The following is an 11,265-nucleotide window of genomic DNA, read 5'->3' as shown; positions in this document are numbered from 1 at the left end:
GCTGTTTGATAAGTTCCGCTCGTTATCCCGTAATTTTTCCATTTATGGGCCGTACAGCCACCTGATCGAAAAGATGATCACCCATATGCAAAACGGCAACGGTACGCCTTTCCATGATATGTCACTGGACACAGCTTTAAAGGAGCATATTCTTAATAACAAATCAAAAAATAGCACTCGCCCAAGACTGCATGAAGTTATTAAAAAAATATTGATTGGCATAAAAAACATTACCCAGCAAAAGAAAAGGATAGATTAAAAGAAATAATCCTCGGCGGGAAACTCCCTAAATTTGACCGTTTCCAGGATGATTTTAATGGCATGGGTATCACTGCTCATGATACTGGGCAACGCGTATCACCATAAAATAACTGCATATTTATAACGATCACTTTCGCACAGTGGTGCATTACAAAGTGCAGGATCACTTTGGTCTCGACAGTGACGACATACTGAAAACAAAATTTAGCCAGTTCCATTTTTTCGTATCTTGTTCGTGCTCCAGCGATACAACCAGTTTGGCTTTAAGCCATTTATGACCAATATGGAAGCCACAATAGAAATTACGGGAAAACGCAATGAAAGTAAAAAGTAAGAAAACGCTTCGTGCCCTTCTATTGGTTGCTGTAGTAATTTTCTGCTACTGCCTCTGGTTATCGCTACGTACGGTAGAGATTGTCGCGGTACACCACAGAGGGCATGGTTCCAGTGCTGTTTTGGTAAGGAATTTCCCATTTACTGATAAAGGTAAAATAAGCTGGTGGCTGAAGAACAAGAATATGTTGAAAGAAAAATATGACGTTCCCCAACCAGAAAAAGATGGTGATTTTACTGTAGTTTTCTGGCTATTCGGCGATGGCTATAAAGAAACGGATGGCTACGACAGGTTATGCTTTGATGATATGCCGCCGCCACTAAACTGTATCGATAAAAGCAGGGTTTTCTCAGCAAATCACAGCCGAAACAGAGGGATTTCATTCATTGCCAGTGGCGGTATATATCAAATAAAAGAAAACGGACAGATCGTAAGAGACGTGGACAATTAGGTCTGCCTCTCTCGCGTAGAGACAGCAATATAACCATTCGCCCTGCCCGATTTGCACCAGCAAAGCGTAAGTAGCAAATACTCAGGAGGCTATCCAGACGGAGAAAAGCGGCAATGCCTTGCCGCCTGCCTCACTGATATCGCGCCTTTCCCCGACATGAACGCCCTGCTTTGCTATGCGCCGGGTATGATTGCATTCTCTACCATGACGACAGCCTTGAATGCCCTGTTAAATCCAGCGCCAGTAAAACCCGACAGTTTCGCTGATTCGGTCCGCCATTAAAAAAGCACGCGAAAAGGGCTTTGCGCTTATCCATCAGCCAGCTACGCTAAGGCCCGAATTACACCAGGCCTACTTTCAGCAGCGCATTCTGGCAGGATCCATTCGCCGGTAACCTACTCCAGCTGGCTGGCAATCAGGCGCAGCTGTTCGGCAAGCTGCTTTAAATTTTGCTGCTTTTGATCGGCCGCACCGGTAGAGCTGCGCACCACCAGCTTCGCCGGCAGGATTGATGACGAGCGTTGCCGATCTAGATCGCTGGCCAACAGAATACGCGCTACCGCCTCTTTTCCCTGTAGGTCAAGATCCAACGAAACCGTGGTCAGGGCCGGGTGGAAAAACGCGCTTTCATAAGTGTCATCGTAGCCAATAACGGAAATCTGTCCGGGTACCGCCATGCCGCGCTGATGGAGCGCGCTTAACACGCCGAGCGCCATCTGATCGTTGCCCACCAGCAGCGCGCTGAAGTCAGGCGCTTCGCGCAGCAGCTGCAGAATACCGTTATAGCCGCTCTGTGCGTCCCAGTTACCGTGGCGGATGCTGACCGGCTCCAGTCCGTAGCTGGCCAATGTATCCAGCCAGCTTTTCAGACGCAGCCTGGCGGAAACCGACTGTTCGGGCCCGGCCAGCAGCGCAAAATCGCGGTGCCCCTGCTCATAGAGATATTTGACGCTGGCACGGGTGCCGTCCGCCGGGTTAAACGAAACGTTAAATACCGACGTGTAGGGATCGACATCCAGAAACAGGCACAGGATATCTTCGTTCTCCAGCACGATCCGCTCGGCATCTTCGCTCTCCAGCGGCACGTTGATAATGACCTTATCGACCCGCTGCGACTTCAGCTCGTTGATACAATCCTGCAAGCTTTGATTGACGTTCTCATCAATCATGGCGATCAGCACCTGATAGTCAGCGGCATTGGCGTAGCGTTTTACCGCCGCGGCCACCTGTGAAGGCGCGTGTAGCGCCAGTGAGGTGGTTACCAGTCCCAGCGTCGTGCTTTGCTTACCGACCAGCTGCTGCGCCAGTCTGTTGGGCACGTAGCGCAGGGTTTCAATGGCGGCCTCTACCTTGTGCCGCGTTGCTTCCGAGACGTTTGCCGACTTATTCAAAACCCGCGAAACCGTCTGATACGACACGCCAGCATGGCGGGCAACATCCTCTAAGGTGGCATTTTTTGATTTCATAACTCGCATCCCTGTTAACCAATGGCGGAATAGTATCATAACGTAATCTCAGGTCAGGTTACCCTTATCACACTGCTATAAAACAACCAAAAAGTTATACCTTCACACACTCGATTAAGTGATCTGTTTCACCAATCGTTACAAAATGCGCCCTTTTGTTTGCAGTGTGTCACATCTTATTGCGATTTGAATTGTCACTCGCCAGGGGAAAGGCGTTTACTGCCGCCATATGTGAACGTATTACAATTGAAAAGAGGGTAACATGAATACCAGGCTTCGCACTGCTGCTGTGGCGCTCACTGCAGTCCTGACCTCCCCTACACTTTATGCGGCAATCGACAACATTGATTTCCATGGCTACCTGCGCGGCGGCGTAGGCGTGTCTCAGGATGGCGGCATGGAAGAGTGGCAAAAGAATAAGATTGGCCGTCTGGGCAACGAAGCGGATACCTATGGCGAGGTTGAGCTGGGCAGCGAAGTGTATAAACAGGATGACGTCAGCTTCTACGTTGACACCATGGTCAGCATGTTTTCCGACGGCTCCAACGACAACGAAACCACTTTCGGCGACGATGCGCAGTTTGGCCTGCGTCAGCTTAATTTACAGATCAAAGGGCTGGTGCCTGGCGACAAAAATGCGGTGATCTGGGGCGGTAAACGCTATTACCAGCGCCACGATTTACACATCATCGATACCAAATACTGGAATATTTCCGGTTCCGGCGCCGGTATTGAAAACTATACGCTCGGCCCCGGCGCCATCTCCTTCGCCTGGATCCGCGGCGACGCCAATGACGTGGACTACCGCGTGGATGACGATAACGACGTAAATATTAACTACCTCGATCTTCGTTATGCCGGCTGGAAACCCTGGAGCGGCGCGTGGACAGAGTTTGGTATTGATTACGCCATTCCTAACACCACCAAAAAGCAGGAAGAGTATGGCGGCCTGTACGACGCTGAAAACGGCGTGATGGTAACGGGCGAAATCAGTCAGGATCTCTGGGGCGGCTATCAGAAACTGGTGCTGCAATATGCGGATAAGGGACTGGCGCAAAACATGATTTCCCAGGGCGGCGGCTGGTATGACATGTGGAACGACACCAGCAACGCCAAAGGCTACCGCGTGATCAACACCGGCCTGCTGCCGATCACCGATAAGTTTTCGCTGAATCAGGTCTTCACCTGGGGAGCGGCCGATGACGTTACCGCCCTGACCAATAAAAGTACGCTGCTGTCGCTGGTGGGCCGTGGTCAGTACCAGTTTACGCAGTATGTGCGCGGCATCGGGGAAGTGGGCAGCTTCTGGCAGAAAGATGAGAACAAAGTCGGCGGCGACTACAAACAGGCCGGACAGAAATACACCCTGGCTTTGGGCCTGGCTGCCGGCCCGGAGTTTATGTCGCGCCCTGAACTGCGCGTGTTTGCCTCTTACCTGAATGACTCTGAAAACGGCCACAGCTTCCAGGACAACACCAGTAACGATACCTGGAACTTCGGCGTGCAGGTCGAGGCCTGGTGGTAAACGCGCACTATCCTCATTGTCATCATTATTAGCCTCTTGTTCAGAGGCTTATTTTGGATAACCGTCGCCGGTTATCCTTTTTTTATTCCGGCTGAAAGAAGCGCGCCTCCAGCAGCTGACGCAGCCGATCGGACTGCGTACCGAAAATCGCATGGACTTCATGCCCAAGAATAACCACGCCAATCGCTCCCGCCTCCTGTAACCCCGCAGAATCAACCACCGCCAGTGATTTCACCGTTACGCGCAGCCGCGTTAAACAGGCGTCTACCTGCCGGATATTGTCACGCCCGCCAAAGCAGTTCATCAGCCGATCCAGTAGAACGCTGTCGGCCGGGGCCGCCTCAGTCGGCAATGCCTGTCGACTGAAGTAGTGTTTAAACGATTTCAGACTCACCATGCTGCTCTCCTTCAGAGAAAAAAAAGGCGGGCCGCTGCCCGCCGTATCACTGACAACCCTTACCGCTCCCTCAAGCCAGCGGCGCACACAAAACGCGACAGCCCCATGGCGCCAGCGTCAGCGGCCCGGCCAGCGGCGTGCCGTCAATTAAATCCTCAAGCCCCGCCGGTAGCTGTAGATGATGCGTTTGGCCGCTAAAATTCTGCAGAAAGATAAAGGCACGTTCGCCATCGGTGCGCCGCTGAGCAGTAACGCCCGGTGGCAGATCGATCGCCAGCGCGCGCGGCAGCGCCAGCTGTTTAATCAGCGCGCCGTAAAAATCACGATGGAATGCCAGGTCGTTACGCGATGCGATATACCAGGCTTTGCCCTGACCAACGCGGTTAACGGTGACAGCAGGCGTACCGGCGTAGAAGTCGCTTTCATAGCTGGCCAGCGCCGTGGCGCCTTGCAGATGGATATGCTCGCAAAGCTCGCGCGCCTGATAAGGCCCGCTCAGGCCAAGCTCGTTGCCGCGCACGCCGCGCACGCCGTTGAACTCTTCATCCGTCAGGCTATCGATCTCTTCCGCCCAGATACCCAGCAGCGGCCGCAGCGGGCCAGGAAATCCGCCGGGATAGCAGAGATCGCTTTCATTAACGATGCCGCTCCAGTAGCTGGCAACAAAGTGGCCGCCCTGCTCCAGATGCTGCTGCACACGCCCGGCGAAGCCGTCACGCACCATATAGAGCATGGGCGCTATCACCAGCGCATAGCCGCTGAAATCGCTGTCGCCGTTAATCACATCCACCGCCACGCCCTGTTCCCAGAACGCGCGATAATGTTCGTTGACGGTGCGCTCATAGTGCAGGCCCAGATTGCGCGGCCCCTGAGCATTGTCCATTGCCCAGCGGCTTTCCCAGTCAAAGACGATCGCCACTTTGGCTTCAGTCCGGCTGCCGACTACCGGCGTCATCGCCGCCAGCATCCGGCCCAGCTCGCTGACTTCACGACCGGTGCGGGTATCGAGATGGCCGACGTGGTCGATCACCGCGCCATGAAATTTTTCAACCGAACCGCGGCTTTTTCGCCACTGAAAGTACTGCACCGAGTCTGCACCATGCGCCACCGCCTGAAGCGAGGAAAGGATATGCATACCCGGCTTTTTGAGCTTGCTGGTCGGCTGCCAGTTGGTGGCGCTCGGCGTCGACTCCATCAGCACAAAGGGTTTGCCCTGCTTCAGGGTACGCATCAGGTCGTGATACATCGCGGTATAACAGGCGAGCGCGGTTTCATCCTTATCGTTGTGCCACATGGGATAGCTGTCCCATGAGATGAAATCAAGCGCCTGCGCCAGCTTCCAGTAGTCGTAATCGTAAAAATATTCCATAAAGTTGGTGGTTGCCGGCAGCGCCGGGTTCGCCGCCTTCAGCGGTTTGATCTCTTCACGACAGAAGTCGGTGACCCGATCGGTCATAAACCGTCGCCAGTCGAGGTTCAGGCCATGAATCGAGACTTCGCCCTGCGGAGCCGGCGAGACAACCTGCGACCAGTCGCTGTAGGTGTGGCTCCAGAAATCGCTCCACCAGGCGTGATTAAGATTTTCCAGCGTTTCGTAGCGCTGCTGCAGCCAGCCGCGAAAGGCCTGCTGGCAGCGGTCGCAGTGGCATTCGCCGCCGTACTCATTGGAGATGTGCCAGCCGATCACCGCCGGATGATGCGCATAACGCGCGGCCAGCTGTTCATTCATCGCCCGCACTTTCTGGCGGTAAACCGGCGAGGTCATGCAGTGGTTATGTCGACCGCCATGCAGCGCGGGTACGCGATCGCGCCCAACACGCAGCACCTGCGGGTATTTCTGTGACATCCAGGCCGGACGCGCGCCGCTGGGCGTGGCAAGGAACACCGAAATGCCCTGCTGGTGCAGCTTGTCCAGCACGTTGTCCAGCCAGGCGAAATCGTAGCGTCCCTCTTCCGGCTCCAGCTTCGCCCAGCTGAAAATGCCGACAGACATCACATTACAGCGTGCCTGCTTCATCATCGCTATATCATCATCAATGATACCCGGCTGATGAGCCCACTGCTCCGGGTTATAGTCAGCGCCGTGCAGCAGCGCGTTGACCCTGGCGCTGAGCGGGGGAAATTTATTCATACCTGTTCCTTTGAGGTGTCAGAAATATCAGCGATAGCGCCAATGGATTAATGAAAAACCTGTAGCGAAGGCAGCGCCTTGCCATGACAGTCAAACAACGCCTGATTTTCGCGGGCGTTACCCTGTTTCCACTCGTCATGGATATACTTCATCCCGGCTGGCGTCGCCCAGGTATTGCCCGGCGCCGGGATCCAGGCCGGCTCCCAGTACACCACGCCCTTGCCGCGATGATTCGGCACCGCCAGCACCGCTTTGATCAGATCGTGCAGCCAGGCCGCCTGACCAGCCACCGTGCCGGGATAGCCGCCCGCCTGTTCCTCTTTGGCCTGGAAGCTGTTTTCGGCGCTATCGCAGTTTTCCAGCGTGTAGCCATAGGCGGCCTCCACCACCATTACGTCTTTGTTATAGCGCTGGCTGATGTCGTCCATATTGGCTTTCAGCGCGCTAATCGGGCCGTTCCAGTAGGTGTACATCGACAGGCCGATAACATCGAACGGCACCTGCCGCCTGACGATTTCATCAAACCACCAGCGGAATATGTCGTTCTTGGTGCCTTCGGCCAGATGCAGCATGATCTTCACCTGCTGCGGATCGCTGAGGTTTTCACGCAGGCCGCTAATGCCCGCTTTCAGCAGAGCCGCCAGCCGATCGAACTCGCCGCCGTTCTGCCCCCAGCTTTTCCCCTCCGGCCAGAGCATGCCGCCGTTCAGCTCGTTGCCGATCTGCACGATATCCGGCATTACGCCTTCCGCCTTAAAGCGGGCGATGGCGTCGCGCGTATAGTCATGCACTGCGGTTTCCAGCTGCGGGAACGGCAACGACTGCCAGGCTTTTGGCTTGAACTGTTTGCCGGGATCGGTCCAGAAATCGCTGTAATGAATGTCGAGCAGCAGCTTCAGGCCCGCGGCTTTTACGCGTTTCGCCAGCGCCAGTGTCGTCGGCAGATCGTTCCCGCCGCCGCCGTAGGTATGGCCGCTGCCGTCGCGGGGATCGATCCACAGCCTTAGACGAACGGTATTGATGCCGTTGGCTTTCAGGATGGCAATGGCATCCTGTTGCTGACTGGCGGCGTTATAAAACTTCGCGCCCTGCTGCTCCAGTTCTGCCAGCGAAGAGATATCCGCGCCCTTCACAAAATCCGCCGGCCACGGCCCGGCGGAGGCAACAGGTACCGAATCGGCGGCAAGCAGCGGTGTCGCCCAGGCCAGCGCCAGGGCGAGAAGTAAGGTTTTGGGTGTCATGATTTATCCTTTGGTGCCGCCTGAGGTCAGGCCAGAGACGAAGTATTTCTGCAGTGCCAGATAAAAGACGGCGACCGGCAGCGCAATCAGCACCGCGCCTGCCGCATAGGTGGTGTAGCTGGCGCCCATCTTTTGTGACACCAGGTTATAAAGACCGATCGGCAGCGTAAATTGCTCGGGGGTACGCAGGATGGTGCTGGACAGAATAAAATCGCCCAGCGGCCCGGTGAAGGAGAACAGCGCCACCACCGCCAGGATCGGCTTTGACAGCGGCATAATAATCTCCACAAAAATACGGAAGTTGCCCGCGCCGTCCATGCGTGCTGATTCATCCAGATCTTTAGGAATAGAGTCGAGATAGCCCTTCATCAGATAAGTGTTCATCGGGATCATGCCGCCAACGTAAATCAGCACCAGCGCAATATGGCTGTTAATCAGCCCCAGCAGCTGCGACAGCACGAAAATAGCGATCAGCGCGGAAAACTGCGGGATCATCTGCAGCAGCAGAAACAGCATCAGCCCGTTCTGCCGCCCTTTGAAGCGAAAGCGCGAAAAGGCATAGGCCGTACAGCTGACGCTGAGCAGGGTCAGCGCCATGGTCAGGAAGCTGATTTTCATCGAGTTCCAGTACCAGGTCAGGTAAGGCACGGTGCCGTTAAACAGGTTGCGATAGTGCTGCAACGAGGCGTTTTCCGGGATGATCGAGCTGCTGAGCAGGCTATTGCCGGCATTCAGCGACGCGCCTACCGTCCAGATCAGCGGATAAATAATAATGGTCGAGACCGCTAACACCACCAGCCAGGTCAACGACAGGCGCACCCATTTTTCGCGTTTAATACTGACGGACTTCGCCATAATTGCTTCCTTACGCCATCTCATCTTGTTTAAACGATCGGGTTGCGCGGAACTGCCACAGCGCAAGACCCACCACGAAAATCGACAGCAAAATAGTAATGGTGGCGGCGATAGCGTACTGCGACGACGACATGGTGAGCTTGTAGATCCATGACACCAGGATATCGGTGCCGCCGGCGTTCGATCCCGCTACCGCCGGCCCGCCATTGTTAAACAGGTAGATAATGTTGAAATTATTAAAGTTGAAGGTGTACTGGGTAATGATGATCGGCGCAATGGCGTAGAGCACCAGCGGCAGCGTGATGGTTTTCAGCCGCGTCCACGCGCTGGCGCCGTCCATGATCGCCGCCTCATAGAGATCGTCGGGGATCGCCTGCAATACGCCGGTGGTCATGGCGAAGACAAACGGAAAGCCGAGCCAGGTCTGCATCAGGATCAGCGCGGTTTTACTCCAGAAGGGATCGGTCATCCATGCCTTAGGCGTAATCCCAAAGAAATGGAGAATGGCATTGTTAATCACGCCAAAGCTGTCGTTGAACATGCCGGCGAACACTAAAATAGTGACAAAACCCGGCACTGCCCACGGCAGGATAAAAATGGTGCGGATAAGCGGCTTAAAACGCAGGTCTTTCTGGTTGACCAGGATCGCCAGCATAACGCCGACGCTGCACTGTAGCGTGGTGGCCAGCAGCGTCCACACCACCGTCCACTGCAGCACGTCCAGGAAAGTGGAGCGCCAGATCGACAGGGTAAAAATATTAACGAAGTTTTTGAAGCCGACCCAGTCCACCAGCTTCGCCGGCGGCGTGTGATAGAGGTTATAGTTGGTGAAGGCAATGGCGAAACCAAACAGGATCGGAAACACCACCACAAATACCAGCAGGATAAAGCCGGGCGAAATCATCAGGTAAGGAAAGCCGTCACGCAGCAGCAGCTGATACTGCTGGCGCACGCTGTTCAGCGGCTGATGGTTATCGCGCTTCGCGCCGTTAAGCCAGGCATCGCGCACCGACAGCGCCCAAATCGCCACCCCAAAGGCAACGATAAGCACGCTGATAATGCCCTCTGCCAGCAGAAAGATCGAGTTATCGCGCGGTACCTCTTCGCCCAGCGTATAAAGCCCCCACAGCCCTTCACGGAGAAAATCGTGGAAGACGCCGGTAAAGCTGCACAGCAAAACCAGAAAGCAGAGCCCTTTGGCCCACTGGCGGTGGTAAAACTGGCCGCAGCCAGGCAGCAGCGCCAGCAGCGCGCCGGCCGTCGCATGGCGACGCGGACGCTTAAGCGTCGCCAGCTTTTCATCGGAAGAAATAGTCACACCCGGATCCTTATCCTGTGCGGGTTGCCCCGCGAACCTTTATTACTGGTTACTGGCCTGCATCGCTTCGATCTGCATTGAAATTTGCTTTACGGCGTTATCCAGCGCGGCCTTCGGTTCCTGCTTGCCGGAAACGCTCAGCTCCAGCGCGGCATTGGCCGGGCCCCACACTTCCTGCATCTCCGGCACGCCCGGCATGGCGGAGGCGCGGGTCGCCTGCACCGCTACCGCATTCGCTTTCTCATCGTTTTTGATGATCGGATCGTTCATCAGCGCGGTCACCGGCGGGATCTCCTGCGTCTTCTGATAGCGTTCTTTCGCATACTGCGGCTGGTTGATAAAAGTGATGAACTTTTGCGCCAGCGCCCGATCTTTGCTCCAGGTCGACACCACATAGCCTTTTACGCCCAGGAACGAGCTCATCGGCTTGCCGTCAGGCAGCAGCGGCAGCGGCGTGACGCCATAGTTGATGCCCGCCGCCTGATAGGGCTGGAAGGCCCACGGCCCGTTGATAACCGCCGCGGCTTTTTTCTCGGTAAACAGTGAGTCGATAGCATTCAGGCCGTTGTCGCCCATAATGCCGCTCGGCAACAGCCCTTCGCTGAAGAAGCGCCTGAGGTAAGTAACCGCTTCAACGCTGCCTGTCGTGTTTAACCCGACATCCTGGGTCGCGAGCGCGCCCTTGCCGTCTTTGCCAAAGATGTAAGCGCCCATTGGCGACATCACGCCCCAGCTGTAGTAAAGCTGGTCGAACTTCGCCAGCAGGCCGTACTGCTGCGCTGTGCGCTGCTTTTGAGAGAAAGCGCGATATTCATCCAGCGATTTCAGCGGTGACGGCAGCAAATCCTTGTTGTAAATCAGCACCAGCGTTTCCACCGCCTTCGGGATGCCGTAAACCACCTTATCGTGCACAAATGCCGCCATGGCCGATGGCGTGTAGGCCGCCTGCTCTGCCGCCGCGACGTTCAGCGGCGCCAGCAGCCCCTGCACCACCGCGCTGCCAAGCTGATCGTTAGGGATCACCAGCACGTCCGGGCCGATGCCGGCCGGGCCATCAAGCCGTAATTTTTCGATCTGCTGGGCGAACGGCATTTCCTGCACCTTCACCTCAACGTTAAATTGCTTTTGAAAATCGACGATCGCCGTTTTGATGCCGTCCGATTTTTTAATATCTTCCCAGACGGTGAGCTGTGGTGCGGCCCAGGCCGCCTGATTCAGCATCAAAGCTGACAGAAGAAGCGTAACGCCGGTTTTGATTCTCATTGAAGACCCCATGTGAAGGTATG

9 protein-coding genes and 2 pseudogenes are annotated in these 11,265 nt (G+C 55.4%); 4 read left to right on the top strand and 7 right to left on the bottom strand.

Annotated features, from left to right (window positions below; all coding sequences use genetic code 11):
• Positions 1-73: 73 nt before the first annotated feature.
• From EGK14_RS21875 to EGK14_RS12415, 3 genes and pseudogenes are all read left to right on the top strand, one after another.
• Positions 74-366: pseudogene (locus tag EGK14_RS21875) on the top strand (DUF3289 family protein).
• A gap of 35 nt (positions 367-401) precedes the next feature.
• Positions 402-595: pseudogene (locus tag EGK14_RS21870) on the top strand (DUF3289 family protein).
• Complete coding sequence (locus EGK14_RS12415; RefSeq protein WP_125289426.1) at positions 579-1,046, top strand: DUF943 family protein; 468 nt, start codon at positions 579-581, stop codon at positions 1,044-1,046. The pseudogene EGK14_RS21870 and the gene EGK14_RS12415 overlap by 17 nt, the downstream one beginning before the upstream one ends.
• Before the next feature lie 395 nt (positions 1,047-1,441).
• Here the strand turns inward: EGK14_RS12415 and EGK14_RS12410 are convergent, their stop codons facing one another.
• The gene (locus tag EGK14_RS12410; RefSeq protein ID WP_125289425.1) at positions 1,442-2,512 is read right to left on the bottom strand and encodes a LacI family DNA-binding transcriptional regulator; all 1,071 of its coding nucleotides are present in this window, start codon (positions 2,510-2,512) and stop codon (positions 1,442-1,444) included.
• A 262-nt stretch (positions 2,513-2,774) separates the two neighbouring features.
• Here EGK14_RS12410 and EGK14_RS12405 point away from each other — a divergent pair, with 262 nt between their 5' ends.
• The gene (locus EGK14_RS12405; protein ID WP_125289424.1) at positions 2,775-4,037 is read left to right on the top strand and encodes a maltoporin; all 1,263 of its coding nucleotides are present in this window, start codon (positions 2,775-2,777) and stop codon (positions 4,035-4,037) included.
• A gap of 82 nt (positions 4,038-4,119) precedes the next feature.
• Here EGK14_RS12405 and EGK14_RS12400 read toward each other — a convergent pair whose 3' ends face one another.
• The 6 genes from EGK14_RS12400 to EGK14_RS12375 form a co-directional block, all read right to left on the bottom strand.
• Complete coding sequence (locus EGK14_RS12400; protein ID WP_125289423.1) at positions 4,120-4,434, bottom strand: glucose PTS transporter subunit EIIB; 315 nt, start codon at positions 4,432-4,434, stop codon at positions 4,120-4,122.
• 70 nt (positions 4,435-4,504) lie between these two features.
• Entirely contained in the window at positions 4,505-6,565 is a 2,061-nt protein-coding gene (locus EGK14_RS12395) for a beta-galactosidase (RefSeq protein WP_125289422.1), read from the bottom strand.
• 47 nt (positions 6,566-6,612) lie between these two features.
• Positions 6,613-7,806 (bottom strand): glycosyl hydrolase 53 family protein, encoded by a 1,194-nt coding sequence (locus tag EGK14_RS12390; RefSeq protein WP_125289420.1) that lies wholly within the window; start codon positions 7,804-7,806, stop codon positions 6,613-6,615.
• 3 nt (positions 7,807-7,809) lie between these two features.
• Positions 7,810-8,661, bottom strand: coding sequence for a sugar ABC transporter permease (locus EGK14_RS12385; protein ID WP_125289418.1), 852 nt, complete (start codon positions 8,659-8,661; stop codon positions 7,810-7,812).
• 10 nt (positions 8,662-8,671) lie between these two features.
• A complete protein-coding gene (locus tag EGK14_RS12380; RefSeq protein WP_125289417.1) occupies positions 8,672-9,979 on the bottom strand; it encodes a carbohydrate ABC transporter permease in 1,308 nt (435 codons plus the stop codon).
• Positions 9,980-10,021: 42 nt separating this feature from the next.
• A complete protein-coding gene (locus EGK14_RS12375) occupies positions 10,022-11,242 on the bottom strand; it encodes an extracellular solute-binding protein (protein WP_125289415.1) in 1,221 nt (406 codons plus the stop codon).
• Between the last annotated feature and the right edge of the window lie 23 nt (positions 11,243-11,265).

The sequence above is a fragment of the Erwinia sp. 198 genome (assembly GCF_003937915.1).
Taxonomy (GTDB): domain Bacteria; phylum Pseudomonadota; class Gammaproteobacteria; order Enterobacterales; family Enterobacteriaceae; genus Erwinia; species Erwinia aeris.
This window is presented reverse-complemented; position numbering and strand designations above follow the sequence as displayed.

Excerpts from the sequence above, each read along its gene's own strand:
- EGK14_RS12405 (WP_125289424.1), top strand. The coding sequence starts at position 2,775 with ATGAATACCAGGCTTCGCACTGCTGCTGTGGCGCTCACTGCAGTCCTG.
- EGK14_RS12385 (WP_125289418.1), bottom strand. The coding sequence starts at position 8,661 with ATGGCGAAGTCCGTCAGTATTAAACGCGAAAAATGGGTGCGCCTGTCG.
- EGK14_RS12415 (WP_125289426.1), top strand. The coding sequence starts at position 579 with ATGAAAGTAAAAAGTAAGAAAACGCTTCGTGCCCTTCTATTGGTTGCT.
- EGK14_RS12375 (WP_125289415.1), bottom strand. The coding sequence starts at position 11,242 with ATGAGAATCAAAACCGGCGTTACGCTTCTTCTGTCAGCTTTGATGCTG.
- EGK14_RS12400 (WP_125289423.1), bottom strand. The coding sequence starts at position 4,434 with ATGGTGAGTCTGAAATCGTTTAAACACTACTTCAGTCGACAGGCATTG.
- EGK14_RS12410 (WP_125289425.1), bottom strand. The coding sequence starts at position 2,512 with ATGAAATCAAAAAATGCCACCTTAGAGGATGTTGCCCGCCATGCTGGC.
- EGK14_RS12395 (WP_125289422.1), bottom strand. The coding sequence starts at position 6,565 with ATGAATAAATTTCCCCCGCTCAGCGCCAGGGTCAACGCGCTGCTGCAC.
- EGK14_RS12390 (WP_125289420.1), bottom strand. The coding sequence starts at position 7,806 with ATGACACCCAAAACCTTACTTCTCGCCCTGGCGCTGGCCTGGGCGACA.